Annotated in this window: 26 protein-coding genes and 1 tRNA gene; 24 read left to right on the top strand and 3 right to left on the bottom strand. The window is 40.4% G+C overall.

The features are described from left to right. Positions 1–2 precede the first annotated feature (2 nt). From NSQ34_RS14130 to NSQ34_RS14015, 24 genes are all read left to right on the top strand, one after another. Entirely contained in the window at positions 3–458 is a 456-nt protein-coding gene (locus NSQ34_RS14130; RefSeq protein WP_034282479.1) for a hypothetical protein, read from the top strand. Beyond that, positions 445–657, top strand: a complete 213-nt coding sequence (locus NSQ34_RS14125; RefSeq protein ID WP_034282476.1) for a hypothetical protein — start codon at positions 445–447, stop codon at positions 655–657. Before NSQ34_RS14130 ends, NSQ34_RS14125 begins: the two co-directional genes overlap by 14 nt. Positions 658–660: 3 nt before the next feature. Next, the gene (locus tag NSQ34_RS14120; RefSeq protein WP_034282473.1) at positions 661–2,007 is read left to right on the top strand and encodes a phage tail sheath family protein; all 1,347 of its coding nucleotides are present in this window, start codon (positions 661–663) and stop codon (positions 2,005–2,007) included. Position 2,008: 1 nt separating this feature from the next. Beyond that, positions 2,009–2,452: a phage tail tube protein gene (locus tag NSQ34_RS14115; RefSeq protein WP_024423257.1), complete on the top strand. Its 444-nt coding sequence runs from the start codon at positions 2,009–2,011 to the stop codon at positions 2,450–2,452. Between the two features lie 525 nt (positions 2,453–2,977). Beyond that, on the top strand, positions 2,978–3,418 hold the full coding sequence (locus tag NSQ34_RS14110; RefSeq protein WP_012011040.1) for a phage portal protein: 441 nt from the start codon (positions 2,978–2,980) through the stop codon (positions 3,416–3,418). A 41-nt stretch (positions 3,419–3,459) separates the two neighbouring features. Then, on the top strand, positions 3,460–3,597 hold the full coding sequence (locus tag NSQ34_RS14105) for a hypothetical protein (RefSeq protein ID WP_095357030.1): 138 nt from the start codon (positions 3,460–3,462) through the stop codon (positions 3,595–3,597). Beyond that, positions 3,598–7,680 (top strand): transglycosylase SLT domain-containing protein, encoded by a 4,083-nt coding sequence (locus NSQ34_RS14100; protein WP_342500953.1) that lies wholly within the window; start codon positions 3,598–3,600, stop codon positions 7,678–7,680. Then, positions 7,673–8,341, top strand: a complete 669-nt coding sequence (locus NSQ34_RS14095) for a LysM peptidoglycan-binding domain-containing protein (protein ID WP_034282467.1) — start codon at positions 7,673–7,675, stop codon at positions 8,339–8,341. The genes NSQ34_RS14100 and NSQ34_RS14095 overlap by 8 nt, the downstream gene beginning before the upstream one ends. Before the next feature lie 11 nt (positions 8,342–8,352). After that, entirely contained in the window at positions 8,353–9,363 is a 1,011-nt protein-coding gene (locus NSQ34_RS14090; protein WP_101676420.1) for a phage portal protein, read from the top strand. Further along, positions 9,360–9,626 (top strand): DUF2577 family protein, encoded by a 267-nt coding sequence (locus NSQ34_RS14085; protein ID WP_024423253.1) that lies wholly within the window; start codon positions 9,360–9,362, stop codon positions 9,624–9,626. The genes NSQ34_RS14090 and NSQ34_RS14085 overlap by 4 nt, the downstream gene beginning before the upstream one ends. A gap of 14 nt (positions 9,627–9,640) precedes the next feature. Beyond that, positions 9,641–10,063 (top strand): DUF2634 domain-containing protein, encoded by a 423-nt coding sequence (locus NSQ34_RS14080; protein WP_176967260.1) that lies wholly within the window; start codon positions 9,641–9,643, stop codon positions 10,061–10,063. Further along, complete coding sequence (locus NSQ34_RS14075) at positions 10,056–11,105, top strand: baseplate J/gp47 family protein (protein ID WP_176967261.1); 1,050 nt, start codon at positions 10,056–10,058, stop codon at positions 11,103–11,105. The genes NSQ34_RS14080 and NSQ34_RS14075 overlap by 8 nt, the downstream gene beginning before the upstream one ends. Further along, positions 11,089–12,012 carry a YmfQ family protein gene (locus tag NSQ34_RS14070; RefSeq protein ID WP_176967262.1) on the top strand — a complete coding sequence of 308 codons (924 nt, stop codon included), beginning with the start codon at positions 11,089–11,091 and terminating at the stop codon, positions 12,010–12,012. Before NSQ34_RS14075 ends, NSQ34_RS14070 begins: the two co-directional genes overlap by 17 nt. Before the next feature lie 11 nt (positions 12,013–12,023). Next, positions 12,024–12,407: a phage tail protein gene (locus NSQ34_RS14065; RefSeq protein ID WP_024423249.1), complete on the top strand. Its 384-nt coding sequence runs from the start codon at positions 12,024–12,026 to the stop codon at positions 12,405–12,407. Between the two features lie 14 nt (positions 12,408–12,421). Further along, positions 12,422–13,300 (top strand): hypothetical protein, encoded by an 879-nt coding sequence (locus NSQ34_RS14060; protein ID WP_046313417.1) that lies wholly within the window; start codon positions 12,422–12,424, stop codon positions 13,298–13,300. Between the two features lie 10 nt (positions 13,301–13,310). Continuing rightward, positions 13,311–13,640 (top strand): XkdW family protein, encoded by a 330-nt coding sequence (locus NSQ34_RS14055; protein WP_041115877.1) that lies wholly within the window; start codon positions 13,311–13,313, stop codon positions 13,638–13,640. Further along, positions 13,637–13,810, top strand: coding sequence for an XkdX family protein (locus NSQ34_RS14050; RefSeq protein ID WP_176967263.1), 174 nt, complete (start codon positions 13,637–13,639; stop codon positions 13,808–13,810). The genes NSQ34_RS14055 and NSQ34_RS14050 overlap by 4 nt, the downstream gene beginning before the upstream one ends. Positions 13,811–13,817: 7 nt before the next feature. Then, positions 13,818–14,945 carry a pyocin knob domain-containing protein gene (locus NSQ34_RS14045; RefSeq protein ID WP_176967264.1) on the top strand — a complete coding sequence of 376 codons (1,128 nt, stop codon included), beginning with the start codon at positions 13,818–13,820 and terminating at the stop codon, positions 14,943–14,945. Between the two features lie 48 nt (positions 14,946–14,993). Further along, positions 14,994–16,379 (top strand): hypothetical protein, encoded by a 1,386-nt coding sequence (locus tag NSQ34_RS14040; protein WP_176967265.1) that lies wholly within the window; start codon positions 14,994–14,996, stop codon positions 16,377–16,379. Positions 16,380–16,391: 12 nt separating this feature from the next. Continuing rightward, positions 16,392–16,712, top strand: a complete 321-nt coding sequence (locus NSQ34_RS14035; protein WP_176967266.1) for a hypothetical protein — start codon at positions 16,392–16,394, stop codon at positions 16,710–16,712. After that, a complete protein-coding gene (locus tag NSQ34_RS14030) occupies positions 16,709–16,852 on the top strand; it encodes an XkdX family protein (RefSeq protein ID WP_034624530.1) in 144 nt (47 codons plus the stop codon). Before NSQ34_RS14035 ends, NSQ34_RS14030 begins: the two co-directional genes overlap by 4 nt. A gap of 36 nt (positions 16,853–16,888) precedes the next feature. Further along, complete coding sequence (locus tag NSQ34_RS14025; protein WP_017367922.1) at positions 16,889–17,101, top strand: BhlA/UviB family holin-like peptide; 213 nt, start codon at positions 16,889–16,891, stop codon at positions 17,099–17,101. A 12-nt stretch (positions 17,102–17,113) separates the two neighbouring features. After that, positions 17,114–17,377: a phage holin gene (locus tag NSQ34_RS14020; protein WP_019743388.1), complete on the top strand. Its 264-nt coding sequence runs from the start codon at positions 17,114–17,116 to the stop codon at positions 17,375–17,377. A 19-nt stretch (positions 17,378–17,396) separates the two neighbouring features. Further along, positions 17,397–18,200, top strand: a complete 804-nt coding sequence (locus NSQ34_RS14015) for an N-acetylmuramoyl-L-alanine amidase (RefSeq protein WP_176967267.1) — start codon at positions 17,397–17,399, stop codon at positions 18,198–18,200. A 337-nt stretch (positions 18,201–18,537) separates the two neighbouring features. Here NSQ34_RS14015 and NSQ34_RS14010 read toward each other — a convergent pair. The 3 genes from NSQ34_RS14010 to NSQ34_RS14000 form a co-directional block, all read right to left on the bottom strand. Beyond that, positions 18,538–18,610 (bottom strand) — tRNA-Ala (locus NSQ34_RS14010). Positions 18,611–18,708: 98 nt separating this feature from the next. Beyond that, positions 18,709–19,992: a site-specific integrase gene (locus NSQ34_RS14005; protein ID WP_034282446.1), complete on the bottom strand. Its 1,284-nt coding sequence runs from the start codon at positions 19,990–19,992 to the stop codon at positions 18,709–18,711. Next, a complete protein-coding gene (locus tag NSQ34_RS14000; RefSeq protein WP_034282444.1) occupies positions 19,985–20,479 on the bottom strand; it encodes an ImmA/IrrE family metallo-endopeptidase in 495 nt (164 codons plus the stop codon). Before NSQ34_RS14000 ends, NSQ34_RS14005 begins: the two co-directional genes overlap by 8 nt. Positions 20,480–20,549: the final 70 nt, after the last annotated feature.

Genomic DNA, 20,549 nt, shown 5'->3' with positions numbered 1-20,549 from the left:
GAATGAATCAAGAAGTCGGGGCAATCATGCATTATATCTACACACACTTTCCTGTGACAATGTATGATCGTCTTTTGCCAGAACGCTTTCAAGTGCCATCCGTTTACGTGCCGCCTGTGACAGTGATCAGTGGTCCAGATACGGTCTCTACCTTTATGAAATCTTATTCGCTGCAAGTGAAAGTCTTTCATATTGATACAGAAAAAGCACATGATGCGGCAGAATCAATCGTTGATGCATTGCTTGCTGATCGTCAAATCATTCAGATGATGAGTGAAGACGGAGAGGTGCTTGATGATTATGTCCGCATAAAAAGAGTGGAAACAAGAATGATAGATCAAGGCGTAGCAGCGATTGTCCTGACGTGGGATAGCAGCTATTGGTATAACCGTGACAAACAGGCAAGCCTTGAAGATATCAACTTTTCAGATGGGGTGATCAAACGTGAGCAAGACTAAACATGCTCAGCCCGCTCAAACAGCCGGCGAAGAAAAAGAATTTGGCTTTTCATTTGAAGCCTTAAAGGAGCACAGTAAGGATCTTTTTGGGGTCAAACCAGAAATCCTTGAAGGGGCTCTTTTTTATATCAAACATCAACCAATTACAAAAACAGAAGCGAAAAAGCACATTGATGCTTTTTTGTCCAAGGAGGTTTAAAGGATGAACGGAGGCACTTTTACACCAGGTACAGAGAAAAAGCGTCCTGGTATTTACTTTAATTTTAAAACAACAGCAGAGCAGCGAATTACTTTAGGCGATCGAGGTACAGTGGCACTTCCCCTTGTGATGAGCTGGGGAGAACCCAAAACCTTTATTTCCGTTTCAAACATGGAAGATTTAAATAAAAAGGTTGGACTCAACATTGATGATAAGTCACTTCTTCTTTTCCGTGAAGCAAAGAAAAAAGCCCAAACGGTCTTGCTTTACCGCCTAAATGAAGGAGAGCCGGCCAAAGCCGAAATTGCTGAAAATTTTGTCGTCACAGCAAATTATGGCGGCCTAAAAGGAAATGAGATCACAGTACAAGTCGCAGAAAATGTACTTGATAGCACAAAACGCGATGTGATCACTTATCTTGGAACAGATATTGTGGATAAACAGGTCGTCACTGATGTCAAAGACCTTGTGAAAAACAAATACGTTCAATTTTCTGGTGAAGGTGAAGCCGTCATCACAGCAGGTGTGGCACTAAGCGGCGGGAAAAACGGCGTGGCAAGTGTCGCAGATTATACAGCTTTCCTAGAAGCAGCAGAAACAGAATACTTCGATGTCATTGCCCTTCCAGTCGATAATAGTGAGCAATTAAAAGCAACCTTCGCTTCATTTATCGAGCGTCTACGTGATAAGCAAGGACGTAAGGTGCAAGGGGTTGTGGCGAATTATGCAGCGGACCAAGAAGGAATCATCAATGTGACAAGCGGCGTTGTCCTCGAAGATGGAACAGAACTAACACCTGCCCAAACAACAGCATGGGTCGCAGGTGCAAGTGCCGGAGCAAATTTCAATCAGTCATTGACCTTTGTTGAATACGAAGGAGCAGTCGATACATTAGAACGCCTTGACAATGATCAAGTAGAATACCGATTATCACAAGGGGAGTTCCTTTTCACCTTTGATGCGAGAGATCGTACCGTGAGTGTTGAAAAAGATATTAACTCCTTGACTAGCTTTACAGCTGAAAAGAACCAGCAATTGGCGAAAAATAAAATCATTCGTGTGCTTGATGCGATCAACAATGATTTAACATTCGAATTAAAAAATCTGATTAAATTACGTAAAGCCAATGGCAATGACATTCCAGCATCAGATGATGGTGTGCAGCTTGTGAAAACACTGATTACTCAGTATCTTACACAGCTTCAAGATGGCAGCGGCATTACAGGCTTTAATTCAGAAACAGATATCGTGATCGGTCTCAATGAAGATCGTGATGGATTTATCATCGATTTAGCGGTTCAACCAGTAGATGCAGCAGAAAAATTCTATTTCAATGTGGAGGTGAAGTAAGATGGCTTTTAAAGCGCAAAATACAATTTCAGGTAAAGAAGGTCGTCTTTTCTTAGAAGGTGAGGAGCTTGCATTTATTAAAACCTTCGAAGCAAACGTGGAGAAAAACAAATCAGAAGTCAACGTCATGGGCCGCCGAATGACTGGACATAAAACAACTGGAGCAAACGGAACAGGAACGGCAACATTCTATAAAGTTACGTCCCGTTTCGTTCAATTAATGCTCAATTATGTGAAAAAAGGAGAAGATCCATATTTCACTCTTCAAGCTGTCATTGACGATAAATCATCAGGCCGTGGCACTGAGCGTGTGACATTATTTGATGTCAACTTTGATTCTGCTAAAATCGCTGGATTGGATGTTGATTCAGAGGCGCTTGAAGAAGAAGTTCCTTTCACATTCGAGGACTTTGATCTGCCTGAAAAGCTGAAGAATACATTCTAAGAAAAGTGGAGGAAATTAGCTAATTAATTAGCAAAATAATAACTGAATATGCTATAATGCAGTTGTAATACAACCGTCTTGAAGCCGTCTTCATTTCTTCTGGTGACGTCTTGTATTCGATTCATTAAAATATGTTTACATGCAAAGCGATTTGCATAAAATAAAAAGAAGCCAGGATGCTCTAACATCCCGGCAATGTACAATGAGGCCCTTCAAGGGGCTGGCTTTTCGAATAGGTTCTTTAGGTAGACTTCCCTTTAACCTTCCACAGCTCAAGGGGAGTCTATTTTTTGTCTATATACGTCAACAAAGTAAAGATAAACATCCCGAATAAAAGCATAAGGGAAATCGCTTCAAATGTTGACATATGCATCACCCCCTTCCTATCGGGGATGAGCCAGACGCCCTTGAGCAAGCCGTTCAATTGTACAATTTAAATTATACATGAAAAGATTGGAAAGCACATTCAAAAAATGGATGTGCTTTTTTGCATTCAAAAAAACATAACAAAGGGAGTTTTTAAACATGAGTGAAAAACAAACATTTGATCTTTCATTTTTTATGCCGGGACAAACAGTAGAAGCGGAAGAAGTCAAAGTACCGATTTCTAAGCGTTTTGTTGATAAAAAAGGGAATGTCATTCCTTTTGTCTTTAAAGCCATTACAACTGAACGTATTGATGAATTGGAAAAAGAAAACACAACCTTCAAAAATGTCAAAGGCAGAGGACGTGTGAAAGACTTAGACAGCCAGCGCTTCTACGCACGTATTGCGATTGAATCGACGATTTATCCAGATTTCCGCTCAAAGGAATTAAGAGAAGCCTACAGCACACAAGATCCAGTTGAAGTAGCAAAACGTGTTCTGTCAGTCGGCGGTGAATATGCGAACTGGTTAAACAAAGCGATCGAAATCAACGGATTCGAAGATGAAATTGAAGATTTAGAAGAAGCAGCAAAAAACTAATAAAAGATGGGGATAAAGAAGCGGTGTTTTTATATTACGCGATGCACGAACTTCACTACTCCCCATCTGAACTCCTAGAATTATACGAATCACCAAGACCGTTCAAAGCATTCCTTTTCGGACTCATCAGCTACAAGCTAGACATGCTAGAAAAAGAAGCAAAGAAAGGAGGTAAATAAATGGCGAAACTTACAGCGCGATTTGAATTAGAAGACCGGGTGTCGAAGAAGTTATTACGCATTCAAAAACGATTTCAAACGTTTGAGAAGCAGCTCAAACCATTTAGAAAACCAGTAAAAATAAGTCTGGAAATGGATGAAAAGAAGTTAAGAAACTTCACTTTATCTCTACGGAAAATGTCAGTATTTTCTATGAGGCTGGATCAAGGAATCTATCGTGATCTAAAAGCATTGAACAATCAGTTAAATACGATCCCGAATCATTTCGTCATATCCATTCAAGCGAAGGGGCTGGATGTCATTAAATCCAGCATAGATCGTTTGAAACAAATGGGGACAAGTCCCATTATGCTGACGTTTAAACTAAACGATCAATTGTCAGCGAAAATGTCATCGATCAAAAAATCAATTCTTCAGCTCATCAACAGAACGTACTATATGAAATTAAACATGGTTGACCAAGCCACCGCTGCAATTCAACGAATCAAAAAGACACTCAAAAGCTTGACGATGTCCAAACACGAAATCAGAGTGTCTGTTCAAGACAATGCAAAAAGTAAGCTGAAAAAACGAGATCAGGCAGAGTCTGTTGTGAAAGAAAAGAAAGTAAAAAGGCAACCTAATGCAACAGCTGCTACAAAAACGAATGAAAACAAACAGAGCTGGTTGGGTAATTTGAGAAATAAGGCCCTAAAAGAAATTGAAAAATATGCAGGTGACGTTTCAGATAAATTGAAGGAAAAATTGAGTCCTAGAAACTTTTGGGATAATAATGCACTCCCTTGGATTGAAACGAAAATCGACGCATACAAACAAGAAGTGATCGGACGAATTAGTGAGAAGATTAAAATCAATCCTGAGGAGTATTTAGATAAATGGTTTAACAAAGGCTTAGATTTGATCCTTGGCCCGAAAAATCCATCAAGCGAGAACAACAGTAACTCTTCAGCTCAAAGTCCAACGACTGAAGCATCAACAAATCCAACTCCTAATACGCAGCCAAATAAACAAAAAGGAAAAGGTTTGTTTCGTAATAGCTGTTGCCCTTGTTGTGCTCGAGGTTTAAGCAGGCGTGGTTCTAATAGAACTAGAAATAGAAATGGCCGTGCTCAAAGGCAGCCCACAAATCCTACCGCCACTTCTAGAGCTGAAAGAAATAGAAGACCTCCAGGTAGACTAGGAAAACTGAAAACAAATGCAGGTAAGATTTTTGAAAAAATCCCTAGTGGATTGAAGAAAACTACAGGCATAGTAGCCTCCGTTGCGGGACTTGCTGGACTGATGAAAGGTAGCGGCGGGTTAAGTAGTTTAGGCGATTCATTAAAAAATATAGGTAGAGGAAGTAGTAAGTTATTAAAAAGAGTGCCTGTATTAGGGAACTTATTAAGTGCAACAGATTTAATAGGAACAACCAAAGAAAACGTTGGGGAAAAAGTAGGTGGTTTCTCTGGAGGTCTTGCAGGAGGAGTTAGTGGAGCTGCAATTGGTCAGGCTCTAATTCCAATACCATTTGTAGGAGCTGCAATCGGTGGTGTTGCTGGAAGCATGGCTGGCACTTATGGTGGATCAAAATTAGGGGAGATATTTGATACTTCAAAACTTAAAGAGAATATTTCAAACACTTTATTTAATGGCGAATGGTGGAGTGAAAAGTGGGGGAGTGTTAAAACTTCTGCAGAAACGTCTTTAGGAAACTTAAGTGAGAAATGGGAAGATATAAAAACTACAGCATCGAATACACTGTTCAATTCAGAATGGTGGGCAGAACAAGCTGGATACGTTACAGGAGTTTTAGAATCTACTGTCTTTAATGGCGAATGGTGGAGTGAAAAATGGGATGCTATCAAAGACTGGACTCAAGAAAAGTGGGATAGTGCAGTCGAAATATGGGATTCTATTAAGGGGAAACTTAGTGAGACCGTTTTCAACGGAGATTGGTGGGAAGAGAAGTGGGATAATGTAAAGGAATGGACCAAAGAAAAATGGGATGGTGCAGTCGAAATATGGGATTCTATTAAGGGGAAACTTAGTGAGACTGTTTTTAACGGAGATTGGTGGGGAGAGAAGTGGGATAATGTAAAAAAATGGACCAGAGAAAAATGGGATGGCGCAGTCGACATATGGAATTCAATTAAAGGGAAAATTCGTGAAACGGTCTTTAACAAAGATTGGTGGGGGGAAAAGTGGGATAACGTAAAAAGTTGGTCAAAAAGTAAATGGGAACAATCAAAAACAATTTGGTCAACTGCAAAAGCAACTATTTCTTCAACTCTATTTAATAAAGACTGGTGGTCAAGAAAGTGGAGTAATGTTCAATCTTGGGGTAAAAATATTTTAGGAGATTCATGGGATTTAATCAAAAGTGAAGGCGCAAAATTCGTTGGTAGGCATATTGTGAAATTTGAAAAAGGTCGAGAAAACGGGAAAAAAGATTTTAAACCTGGTAAAAAAGCCACAGGCGGTTATATCACCCAGCCAACCTTATCATGGGTCGGTGAAGCTGGTAACGAATTTGTTATTCCAACTCAAAATAACCGAGGACGCGGAAAAATGCTGTTGGCACAGGCAGCTTCTCAACTTGGAATGTCTGTTGTACCAAGCGGAGCGGCAGGAAACTCAGTGTCAAGCTCTCCAGCTCCTACAGCAGTAGCTTCATCATCTTCTGTCGGTTCAATAGATGGATCGGTCTCGATGACTGGGGACATTCAAGCCTCTAGCATTGGCGAGCAATTTAATAACGATTTTGAACAAGGATTAAATCGTAAAGTCATCTCTCTTGATCAATGGAAACAAAAGAATATTCAGCAGCCTTTTGGTCAATTGACATCAGACTCAGGAAAGTATGGTCAGCAAACGGTTTCTGCCTTTGCAAACGGTCAGCAGATGACACCAACTGGAACAGATAGCTTCTTGCAAAGTCGTGTAAAAGCACCCTACCAACAAGTGATGACAGCATCACCCACTTGGGGTTCTGGAACGGTTAGTGATTTTGCAGCAGGCCAAAATGCCACATCAATTGGCACGAGCCAATACGTAGATCAAAACATCAAACAACCATTCCTGCAAGCAAAACAAGAATCACCAGGCTGGGGTTCTGGAATGATTGACGCCTTTAACAGCGGCATGCGTTCCAAAGGAAGCGAAGTCACGCAAGCAGCCAAAGAAATGGCGAAGAAAGTAGAGCAGGCGTTTAGAGAGGAATTAGACATTCATTCCCCTTCACGCGTCATGATGAGTCTTGGGAAATTTGCATCGATCGGTGTCGTCAAAGGGCTCGACTCAGTTGATGTGAAAAAATTTGCTGAAAATCAGGCTGGTTCATTAATCGGTGCCTTCAGCGGTATGGGAGCTTCAGGTCTTAGTGTTCAGCAATGGCTCATGGCAGCTCTCATGGCAACTGGCACATCTATGAACTGGCTTCCAGGTCTGATGACTATCGCGCAACATGAATCAAATGGAAATCCGAGAGCAATCAACTTATGGGATTCCAACGCCAAAAAGGGAACCCCTTCTAAAGGCTTAATGCAAACCATTGGAACGACGTTTAACGCCAATAAAGGCAAGGGCATGAATGACATTTGGAACCCAATTCATAATGCCGTAGCAGCCATTAACTACATTAAGGGAAGATATGGAACAGTCTTCAACACACCGGGATTACGAAGTATGAGAAGAGGCGGACCTTATAAAGGCTATGCAAATGGCGGATTGATTACTCAAGAGCAGGTGGCTAGAGTCGGTGAAGGAAATAAACGCGAATGGATCATTCCAGAGGAAAGAGGCATTCGCGGAAGGTATTTATTGACGCAGGCAGCCAAGGCACTTGGGATGCAAGTATATGATCCATCAAATGCATCTGCTCCTTTACCGAAAGCACAGATGCAGCAAGTTACCTCAGCTCAGTCTACTGGCAGTACAACATCGCCAGGTAATAAACAGATTACGATTCAATTCAATGGAGATCAGCATTTCCATAATGGACAAGATCAGCAATCGCTAGTCGAAAAAATTAAACAAATGCTTGTAGATGAACTAGAAGTAGAGCTTCATACAGGAACGAAGGGGGTCGTAATTGATGGGTAAATCAGTGTATCAATTGTGGATTTCCCAAGGAAAGGACAAGTTGCGATTCCCTGTCCTTCCCTCCGAACTCGAAATCACTAACAACGTACAAAATGAAACAGTAAAGGTCGCCTCTTTTGGAGAACTGACCTTTATTGACGTACCATCGGCGAAACAAGTATCATTCACCTCATTATTTCCTAAGAAATATTCGCCGATTGCTGAATATAAAAGCATTCCATCACCAGAGAATGCGATCGCGAAAATTGAACGAATGATGCGTTCAAAGAAATCCGTGCGGTTGATTGTAACTGGAACAAAAATCAATATGACGTGCAGCATTGAAAGCTTCACCCACAAGGAAGGGTCATATGATATTGGAGATCGTGAATTTACGATCGAGTTAAAGGAATACAAAACTGCATCTCCTAGGAAAATAAAACGTAAGAAAAAAGCAAAACAAACGAAAAAGAAACGACCTTCAAAAACACCACCAAAAATGTACACCGTCAAAAAAGGGGATACGCTATGGGCCATTTCTGGCAGGTTTTATGGCGACAGTACAAAATGGCGGCGTATTTGGAATGCCAATAAATTAGCGATGATTAAACGTAGCAGACGCAATATTAAGCAGCCGGGGCATTGGATTTTCCCTGGACAAAGGTTGAAAATACCACAATAGGGGGGCTGGCATTGATCGAGCTTTTTGCCATCAGAAGCGGCACCATGTATGAGCTTGTCACAGAGAGTGTGACACTTCAGGGGCAAAGGTATCAAGCCCCTCGCTCAATTCAGGCAAATATTATCACAAAACAAGGCAGTCAAACATATTACCGTGTCTCGGAAGGGGACACGGTTCTTTTTAAATGGAAAGGAAAAGAGCTGTTTAGAGGCATTGTTTTTTCGCGGACGCCGGTTGAAGGAAAGCTGACGTTTACTGCATACGATATGCTCCAATATTTGGTGAAAAACCAAGATGTCTATGTTTTTTCAAATCAAAGAGCAGATCAAATCTTAAGGCGGATTGGAGCCGACTTTCAAATTCCAATGACTTCTATCTCCAATACAGGACATGTCATAAAATCACTAGTCTTTAAAAATGACACGAGCCTGTATGACATGATATTGAAAGCATTGAAAGAAACGAAGCGGCAAACAGGAAGAAACTATCAAATCTTTTCTGCTAAAGGCAAGATGGGGCTGAGAGCCTGGCCTGATCCAGAGGACGTCTGGGTCATTGAATCAGGCGTCAATCTCATCAGTTATCAATACAGCACCTCGATTGAAGAGACAGCCACTCGAGTCAAGATGCGTACGTCTGCTGATGAACAGGGGAAGAATAAGAAAAAAGGCAGTAAATCCGAGATTGTGGTGATTGAACAGGATAAAGCCGGTCAGAATAAATACGGTATTTTACAGCATGTTGAGACAGTCACAGGGCAAATCAACCAGCCGCAGCTGCAAAAAAGAGCCAAAGTACGGCTGGCAGAGAAAAAAGGCGTCAAACAAGAAGTCAAAAGCATACAAGCGTTAGGAATTCCAGAGCTGCAAAGCGGTCTCCCAATCTATTTGAAAATTCCTGAAATCAACGTGAAAAAAACTTACTGGATCGATCAAGACAAACATGAATTCAGTGGGGTGAAACACACCATGACCATTGATGTTGTTGAGAAAAATTCCATGCCAAAGGGTGATCAAGCGTGAGATTAAGTGAAGCGATTAAACGATTGGCAGTGAATGCAGTAGACGCAGAATCTCCAATTGATCTTGTCATCGGAGAAGTCACGGCAGTTTCCCCTCTGAGCATCCGATTAAATGAAAATCATAAGCTGATCATTCCAGAAGAATTACTGATTTGGCCGAAGCGCTTAAATAAGGGTGAGGATGATGAGCTGAAAAGGGGAGACAGTATTATGGTGCTTGCAATGGCAGGAGGCCAGTCCTTTTACATCATCGACAAATTGTAAGGGAGGTGATGAACGTGGCACTTTCACCAGAGGAAGAAATCGAGGAAACAGAAGAAGATGAAGAAGTCGAAACCTCGACGACGTATCGAATAGATTTTGAAACTGGCAGGCTGACAGGCGAAACCATTTCAGGCATCGAGGCAATTCGGCAATTCGTTTATATGACACTTAGGACAGAGCGGTATGCACATCCTATCTACAGCCACGACATTGGTACTGAAATTCAGGAGCTGTTGACGGATACAGAAGCCACGGATGAATACAAAGAAATGGAAATTCCAAGGCTGCTAGAGGAAGCACTGCTCGTTGACGAGCGGATTGACCATATTGAAGAGTTAGAGGTCACAAAACAAAATGCCTCGTTTCATGTCAAACTAGCGATTGTCACAGATGAGGGCACATTAGAAATAGAGGAGGTGATGGAGGGCGATGTTTGAGGAACAGACGTACGAAGCATTAATGGAAAGAATGCTGGATAGACTGCCAGATGATATAGATAAAAGAGAAAACAGCGTCATTTGGAATGCCTTGGCACCTGCTGCCGCTGAATTGGCCCAGTCCTATATTTGGCTTGATCAAGTGTTTGAGCTGGTCTTTGCAGACACAGCACAAGGAGAGTTTCTAGATCGGCGGGCTGCTGAAGTAGGGATCGAAAGAAAACCAGCCACTAAAGCGGTTTGGTCAGCGGTCATTCAGCCAAACAATATCAACATTCCAGCTGGCTCACGTTTTTTTATTGAAGACGTTTATTTCCAGTATTCGAAGGATGGTACGCTAGAATGCGAGACACCTGGTAAAGCCGGCAATGTTCAATTAACAGATCAGCAGCTGCTGTCACTTGATACAATTCCAGGACTTGAATCGATTAAGATGAAAGAACTGGTGATACCAGGTCAAGAGGAGGAAGATGACGCTTCTTTATATGATCGATATTTAATACGTGCGAGGCGGGAGGCTGTCAGTGCCAACAGGGCGCATTATAAAAAATGGGCTGAGGAAGTGCCCGGTGTTGGCAGAGCGAAAGTGTTCCCGCTTTGGAACGGAGAAGGGACAGTCAAAATTGTCATCACAGATGGCAATCTAGATGTTGCATCAGACCTTCTTGTCAAAAGGGTACAGGAATATATCGACCCAGTGCCAGGTGAAGGAGAAGGACAAGCGCCTATAGGCTCGAAAGCAACCGTTGAAAGCGCCAAATGGCTGGATATCGACATAGAAGTGGCTGTCGAACTTCAAATGGACTGGACCCTTGAAGGAGCTCAGAAAGAAATAGAAGAAAAGGTCAAGACGCTGTTGAAATCCATCGCATTCGAAAAGAGTACCATTCGAATGTCCGGCTTAAATGATATTCTGTACCATTCAGAAAGTGTGTCAGATTATGCAGATGTGTTATTGAATGGCGAGTCGAAAAACTTAGTATTACAGGACATTGAGATTCCGCGTCTTAGGCAGGTGAAGGTTATTGAGCAAACAGGATGAAATGAAAAACTATTTGCCGCCATATTTTACAGAAATTTATGAAGTGGATCACCTGCTCAAGACAGAGGCACCGGAATTTGAGCAATTGGACGAATCTATTTTCGACTTAACGGATCAGTTCTTTCCTTTAACAGCGACATGGGGATTGAATAGATGGGAAAGAATGCTGAAGGTGCAGCGGGAATCAGATGATTCAATTGAACTGCGCAGGGCACGCTTACTCAATATGATGTCAAATATTCCCCCAATCACGTATCTTTCATTAGAGAAATCAGTGAATCGCTTTCTCAAGAATCCAAGTGCTGTCATCCGTCTCACAACCAATCGCTATCACTTCGCTTTACGTGTGAACCTAGATGATCTGCAAAACACGAGATATATTGTAGAAATACTTGAAACGTTAAAGCCCGCACACTTGGCTTATACGTTCACAGCTTTTCATCATACCGACGTACATGAAAAAAATGATCATCACGGGAGGCTCACACTGCGCAGCAGAGTGGGTTTTTTCGATCATATCCCGATTTTACTCAATGGTGAATTTGTCTTAAATGGTACGTTTTATCTCAGCGGAACACGAGGTACAACGGATGTGCCTGCTCGTTTTCGGCATTCATTAAACATGAGAATGCGGCTTCAACATCAGTCAGAAACAGCATATCGCATGAACTATATCATGACTGGAGCGGTACATGAAACGAAGCAAGGAGCGGCATTGACTTTACGCACAAAAAATCAGCTCCAGCATCAAACCAAGAAGAAGATGACGTTCCGTCTGCCAGTACATGTCCAAACTGAGCAGGGTGGAAGCTTACTGATCAAAGATCATTACTGGATTCTCGATGGATCTGTTCCGCTGGACGGATCAAAAATGCTAGCAGCAACTTCTAAAAAAATAGATTTATAAGGAGGATCACAATGGCTGATCAATTAACCGTAACAACACTGTATGCACGTCAACAAATGGCAAAGGCAAGAGCCGAAGGAACAAAACTCACAAAAGTCGTCAAAATGGCATTTGGAAATGGGGGAACGAAGGATGGAAAACCGATCTCACTAGACGGCACTGAACAAAAACTCAAAAAAGAACTAGTCCAAAAAAATATTGATTCGTTTACCTTCATGGAACCAGCAAAAATCCGCTACACCTGCACGATCGCCGAAGGAGAACTGGCAGGAGAAGTGATCAACGAACTAGCACTTGTCGACGAAGACGGCAAATTCACCGCCATTCGCACCATGACAGACAAACAAAAAGACGGCGACATCGAATTTGTTTTTGAGATTGATGATATTTATTAATGGAGGGAAAAGAAGTGGAGATAAAATCACCTTTACCGTTTGAAACCACTGACAAAGCCCATGCCAACTTGTTTAACCAGATGGTCGACACACTTGTAGAGAATGACAATGCGCTGAGTAAACAAATTGCAGGGATCACAAATGAAAGCTTCTTCAAACTAACAGGGGATCAAGCCATTCAAGATGCAACAGTCAGCGGCGAGGAATATCCAATAGGTATTACATTCATGGATATTGGTCAAGCCAATGATACGGGATATCCTACAAGATTCGGCTTTGTGAAAAATGAAAAATATAGCAACTTTCGATTTGTTCAATATTACTATGGGACTGGAAACGAAGCAGGCAGCTATTTTGATAGCACAGGGACGTGGTGCCGTCATTGGTGGACAGGATCGGGTTGGACCGACTGGCATAAACTCTCTGGGTTCTGTCATGCCAATATAGGTACAACTGGGAAGCAGTTATTAACCAAGGGAGAGTATCAAAAAGTCCTTTTTAATCGAAAGATAAAAGACAGTCATAACAATTTTGATATTAAAAATAATCGCTTCATCTGCCCTGAAAACGGAATGTATTCAGTGAATGCTGGTGTGTATATTGAAAGCTTTCAACGGTATGCAAACTTTGAATTATCGATCTATTTAAATGGAAAAAGATATAAAAATATTTCACATCAAAGACAAAGTCCGACAAGCCCCTCTGATACGTTGAGTTTTAGTATGGGACTTTATGGTTCTGCCAATGTACCGGCTAATAAAGGGGATTATTTAGAAATTTACATGTACGCAGGATATGATGGAGACGTTAGTCGTTATATATCAGATAACTCAGGCTGGTACAACTATTTTGACATTACAGAAGTAGGCGGCCGAAATTTCCCGCGAGTATAGGAGGGTTTTGATGATTTTATATGAAGCCATTAAATATAAATATCCCGATGCGGATCCGCAAAAGGATTTTGAACTAAGAAATGACGGCGCTGGTTCGTATATAGATGAATGGTATCTTGATGTGCCCAAACCAACAGAGAAAGAGTTGAAAAAATGGTGGGAGGAATCACAAGCCAATCCAAGGTATCAACCACCGCTCCCGCTAGATTATCTAGCACAAGAAGTAGCAAAAGAAAAGCTGATGAGAAAACAGCTTGAACATCAATGTGATCTTCTATCAAACGAACTAAAAGCGCTAAAAAATGACATCCTTTTCATTAAAGGAGAGAGTACAACATGAATTATTGGGTAATGGCATTATATTTCCAATGGATAACACCTGAGTTGGTCAAACAAGCAGTTGAACTAGATGATTGTTCGATGGAAGATCTAAATGCAGGATACGAGCAAAGGATACTCACTTTAGAGCAGCTGCAAGAGATTGAACCAAATTTCAAGGCAAGGGAGTGAAAACCGAATGGAAATAAAAGAACCAAAACTTTTTAACGTGAATGATAAAGCGCATGCAGATCTGTTTAATGACATGGTCAGAGTACTACTTGAAAATGATACTGGATTATTAGAGCATCTCTTAAAACATACAAATGATGGCGGAGTACACGCATCTGAAACAGAAAAGAAAAAATGGAATGAATCCCAGAGTTATAAGATCACGGCTGATAGTGGAAGACAGCTTATCAATGTGTCAGCCGGGGGAAGTATATTTGATGCGATAAAAGACAAAGGAACATGTACATTTTATGCAGCTGCTGGTGTGGAGGATTCACCTGCCTTACCGAATGTATCAATAAGAGGGCTGCAGACAGTAGGCCAAGACAATATTGGCTCTGGCTTTGCAATTGATATGTCAGGTAATGCTTATTTTTTCTATTATGATGCCGGACATACGTCGATTACATGGACAAAGCTGCCTACAGAAAGTGATAGGAACAGATGGGATAACGGTCAATTAGTAAAAATCACACAAGATAATGGAAAGCCCATTTATCATGGATTTGCTAGCGAAACAGACTATAACACCCTCACTCAGACAGGAATGTACCTCATTTATAACCAAGGTATAAACGGTCCATCATCCTTTAATCGAGTGTTTTTATTGGTCATGAGTTATGGCAGTACATTAGTGCAAATAGCATACGAATCTGTTTATGGGAAGAACACATACTTTAGAGTTCTTAAACACAATGCAGAATCATGGACACCATGGGAGAAGCAAATCACGCTATCAGATCTATTAGAAGGATCTTGGGAAACACCTAAAGAGATTAAAAGCAATTGGAAGGAATATGACCCTATTAATTTACCAGTAAAATATCGCAAGAATCTCCTAGGTGAAGTTGAGATAGTAGGAGCTGTAAAAGGTGGGACATTAGGAAATAATGCAGTGTTTAATTTGCCTGAAGAATATCGGCCGAAACAGGCAATGCATTTTGTAGGAGTCGCTTCTAGTATAGGGACGCCAGGAGTACCACAATTCCATCGTACCTTAATAGATAAAGAGGGTAATGTATGTGTACAATCATCTTCAAATAACGCCAATCCCACTGAGTTTATTACATTTGGTTTTAAGTTCAGCACAAGGTGAAACTAATAAAACCAATATTTAGAGCTGAAATATAAAAGGAGAATGTTCATGGAGATAAAGACATCTCGTTCTTTTAAAGTCAGTGACAAAGCCCATGCAGATCCGTTTAATGACATGATCAAGGTTATTCTTGAAAATGATGTTGGACTTTTGGATCAAATCAATCAACACAAAAATGATGCAACATCTCATGCATCTGTAACAGAAAAGCAGAAATGGGATCAATCTCGGTTATATAAAATGACAAATGATAACGGGTCCCAGTTGGAGAATATCCCTGCTGGCGGCAGTATTTATAACGGGATTAAATCGTTAGGTGCCTGCTCGTTCTATGCTCCGGGAGGTTCTGGAGTAGTCGATTCTCCTGCTATAGGTAATGCTGCATTAAGAGGCTTTCAGCTTGTAGGTCAAAATAATATTGGCGTAGGAATCGCGATTGACACATCAGGCAATGCATTTTGTTTTTCCTATCATGTGAATGACGTCGGAATTAACTGGCTCCAATTGCCGACACAAAATGAAAAAAACAAATGGGACGCAGGACAACTATCTAAAATCACTGCTGACGATGGAAAAGCTTATGAAAGAATTAATGCAAACGATCCTAGTATTTTAGATAAACTTATCAAATTACCTGGCGTGCATTCTTGGTATATTCATGAAGCACACCCCGATCTGCCTACAAAAAGTTCTATGAGGGCCTTATCAGTCTTTAGTGAAAATACTTATGGTTGGATCATTGGGGCGAATAATACAGGCGATGTATACATCAATCGATCGACGACAGATGTTACCGGTACTCAGCAAGAATGGAGCGGCTGGAAGAGGTTGAACGAGCACCCATTATTGAAAGCGAATGGAAATAGAATGCTTATTCCTACTGGTACAGATATACTCACTCTGCCTTCTGGTTTTTATTATGTCTCTGGAACGAATGCAGTAAATATGCCATCAACGACCGATGCTTCTTGGTTTAATGTAGATATTTTAGAAACGGGAAATAACCGCAAAACTTTTCATGTGAGTCGAAGCTATGATAACAGCCATTGGTACGGAACTACTCATACTGATGGAATCTTCAGGGGCTGGAAACAGCTAGTGACAAATGCTGAGTTTGAACATGTCACGTGGCTTAGTGTTACCTTAGACAAAAGTTCATCTATAGGGGATAGACCCGTTGAATATGTGAAATGGGGAAATTTGTTGTTGCTGAGAGGTCATCTAAAAGCAAATAGAGAAATCATCTGTGGACGGATTCCAGCCGAAGGTTTACCAGAGAAAGGTCTTGTGGTGTCAGTTCCCGTATCAGGTACAACGGGTCATAGTAAATTACTTATATATAAGACAGGAGAACTAAAGCTAACTGGTTTACTGGCAGCGAATGAAAGTGCAGTAACTGGCTACTATTTAGACACAGTCGTCCCATTAAATTAAGGAAGTGATAGTATGATACAAGTTTATGAGTACACTCATCAAAATGAATTGGTCAGACCTATAGTAGTGTTTGAGAGGGATGATGAAGGAAATTATATCATTCCAGATCAATGCACAACAATTGCTCCACCCAATAATCCTTCTTTTTATAAAGCAGCTTTTGATGTGGAAAAACAACAATGGTATGAATCTGCGACACAGGAGTATATAGATAGCCTAAAACCAGCCCCTCGCCCGCCAAATGATATAGAACTATTAAAGAAACAAAATGCTTTATTATCAAAACAATTAACGCAGCTATTTGCTATCTTTAAAGGAGCTGAATCAAAATGATGTTTCCAACTGTAGCAGATATCAAACAATTTTGGGACTGGCAATGTTACGGCCCAGAGGACATTGCATTTTATGTAAGCATCGGCTGGATCTCAGCAGACGACTATCAAGACATAACAGGAGACAAATACGAAGCCTAATGGCTTTATTTTTTTGTCGGAAAGAAGGTGATTCCAATGGAAGTAGATGTTGTTCAAAACTTAATGACCCAAGGCCCATTTGCCGTTCTCTTTTGCTGGATTCTGTTCTATGTTCTCAACACCACAAAGGAACGAGAAAACAAGCTCAATGAGCAAATCGAGGCGCAAAATGATGTGTTAGCAAAGTTTAGTGAGAAGTATGATGTCGTGATCGACAAGCTTGACAAAATTGAACGGAATTTAAAATAGGAGGTAAATATCATGAAAACATTCGACAAAGGCACTGTGATTCGCACAGTGCTTCTTTTTATTGCTCTGATCAATCAAACGCTTGTCATGTTTGGACAGACGGTGCTGCCGATTAGTGAGGAGCAAGTACAAACCGCAGGTGAGGCACTATATGTGGCAGGTTCTACAATTTTCACTATGGTCACAGCGGTAATAGCTTGGTTTAAAAACAATTATGTGACCTACAAAGGCCAATTACAAAAAGATGCTCTGAAACAAAGAGGGCTAACAAAATAATACTTGAAGGAGAAACGACATGGTAAAAATCATTCAAGCATTGATTCCAAAACAACATCGCAACAGACCAGGAAACACGATGAAGCCGCTCTATATTACAGTGCATAATACGTCTAACAGTGCAAAAGGCGCTAATTCGGCCAGTCATGCAGCGTTTGTTGCACGTTCAAGTACCGGGGTGAGCTGGCATTACACCGTTGATGATCAGGTGATTTATCAGCATTTACCGTTAAACGAAAACGGCTGGCACGCAGGGGATGGCAGAGGCACCGGCAATATGAAATCAATTGGTATTGAAATTTGTGAAAATGCAGACGGCAGCTTTGAACAAGCAGTCGAAAATGCTCAATGGCTCATTCGAAAGCTGGTGGAAGATTTCGGAATTCCTTTATCAAATGTAGTGCCTCATAAACATTGGAGCGGGAAAGAGTGTCCAAGGAAACTTCTCGGACGATGGGATCAGTTTAAAGCTGGAATAGCCACAGCGTATACCGGCAGCAAAAGCACAAGAAAACCAGTTCAGACAGAAAGCTTGAACCATAAAGCACCCATTTCCAAAAAGAAATCGTCAAATCTGCCATCTGGCATTTTAAAAGTAACCAAGCCCTTAACAAAAGGCCCTCAAGTCACAGCTGTGCAAAAAGCCTTATCTTCTCTCTTTTTTTACCCAGACAAAGGGGCAAAAAATAACGGGATTGACGGCTATTATGGGCCAAAAACGGCGAATGCGGTCAAGCGGTTTCAGCTCATGAACGGCTTAGCTGCAGACGGAATTTATGGACCGAAGACGAAGAACAAAATCGAACAACTGCTGAAGAAGTAATGATTTGATAAAAAGAGCTATCAGCAAGTGAGGAAATGCTTCCTTGCTGATAGCTAACTAAAATTGACTTCATTTGTGATATAATCGGCCAAATCACTATTATGAAAAAAGAACTGTTCCAGATCATCATGCTGTCAGTGCTGCTCATCTATTTCATTTATCACGGAATGACGAGCGACTTCCCTGTGTCCTATACAATCATTCTCATCCTAACTTATCTTTCTGTGATCACATACCGCATCATAAAGTTATTAAGAAAAAACAAAGAACAAACAGAACTGTAAGAGATATGTACATAAAAAAACCATCCTTGATTTTACAAGAATGGTTTTTCGTATGGAGCATAGCGGGATCGAACCGCTGACCTCTACGCTGCCAGCGTAGCGCTCTCCCAGCTGAGCTAATGCCCCGGGATGTTTCAACAAATATTATTATATTTAATTCCCCCTTAGAATACAAGGGGGAAGGCTATTTTTTTATTTTTGATGAAAAATCTCTCAAATTTGTATTATGCATTATTTTTAACCTTGGGGACGACTTGGGGACGGAAATTTCCTATCTCTGTTTTTGTGTTTCTCAGATGTTTAGGATCAAACTTGTTAAAGTGATTCGCTGCACTCTTTTTCATTTCATCTGTTACATGGCCATATATATCAGATGTTGTTCTGGCGCTAGCATGTCCAGCACGTCTTTGAATAGCACTTATGCTTTCACCAGCTTCCATCAATAAAGCAACCATAGTGTGACGCAAATCATGTAAACGGATATTTTTTATTTTATATTTTTGTGTGATTCGTTTCCATTGGGTAGTTGGTGTTGTGTAATAATAGGGCTTTCCAAACCCACTATGAAAAATGTATTGGTGATCCCCACCCTCCCAGGCATCCTTTAGCTTTTCCTTTTCTCTTTTCCACATATGATAATAAAGAGACAATTCATTCATATACCAATCTGGCATCTGCACAAATCGTTTTGAACTTTTGGACTTAGGTTCTTTCACATGTGGTTTGCCATCAACTGTCTTTGAAAGTGAACGATTAATTTTAAATCCACCAGCATCCCAATCTACATCTAAATGCCATTCGAGTGCAAGACCTTCACCGCGTCTCAATCCTCCTATCATCGCTGCTAAGAAATAAAGTCTCCATTTGATATCAACTTCTTCATATAGAACCTTGATACATTGAGCAGCTTCATCAGCTTCAAAATAGTTCATTTCCTTCTTCTCGTTGATCGGCAAGGGCAATCCCTTCATTGGATCAATCTTGATAATCTTCCATTCTTCAGCTGCGGTTTTAAAAACCACCTGTAGTAATTTAAAAATATCTAATATTGATCTTTCTCCTAATCCTCCTGGCTTACCATCTTTTCTTGCACCATCCTTTGATAAATCATCTAAAAAGTCTACGATATGTAAACTCTTTATTCGTTCTATTCTCATATGTCCAAAAACGGGGAGAATGTGATTTTTTAAGAGACTCCAATAAACATCCGATGTTGTCAAAGAATAAGGTTTTCCACTCTTTTGGTAGAGCTTTTTTTCTTTCCACTTATAGATGAAGGATTCGAAGGTTAGTTTTTCTGGTTCGATATATTCTCCAGAATTCACTTCCATCTTGAACTGATAGAGTTGATCTGAGAGGTAGTCCTGTAATTTTCTTTTTGTTTTTAACAGTTTATGATCTTCTATACGAATAGTTTTATATTTTCTTAACCTTTTGCCATTAGCATCATATCCAATTTCAACAACTAATCTAAAAGAATTACTGCCTCTTTTTTCAATGCTAGCCATATAAAACGCTCCTTGTCTGAGAAAAAACTTTTTGATTGTAAAGGTTTAATCGATGCTTCGCAAATGATGGAGTAACTTTAAAAGTTTTAGTTAAAAATTGAATTGCTAGGTCAGGGTCTACAGGTATATTTACTGATCTCAACATAAAAGTTGGTACTGCAAAATGGTACATAAAATTATTCGACTTCCATTCTTGATATAACCTAAATGAATCGGGCATCATCAGTTGATTTCCTTTATGAAAAAGAATGTGGCCAACTTCATGACAAAACTTTTCCCATCTAATGCTTTTATTCAATCTCTTATCTAAGATAATAATTTGGCTATCCTGTGTAATTATGGCTCTTGATGAAATTTCTTTATAACAAACTTCAATCCCTAATTTTTCAGAAATAGTATCAATAGATTGTTCAGAAGGATTTAAGATTTTCATTTCTGCATATAGTCTATTAACGTTATCTTCTAAATGAGTATAGTTATATTTCAATTTAATAAGCTCCTTCAAGTTAGTTTTAGGAACTGGTGTTCTGTTTTTGGGTAAAAATAAATACTCTTAT

Source organism: Bacillus sp. FSL P2-0069 (genome assembly GCF_038593315.1).
GTDB classification, from domain to species: domain Bacteria; phylum Bacillota; class Bacilli; order Bacillales; family Bacillaceae; genus Bacillus; species Bacillus safensis.
This window is presented reverse-complemented; position numbering and strand designations above follow the sequence as displayed.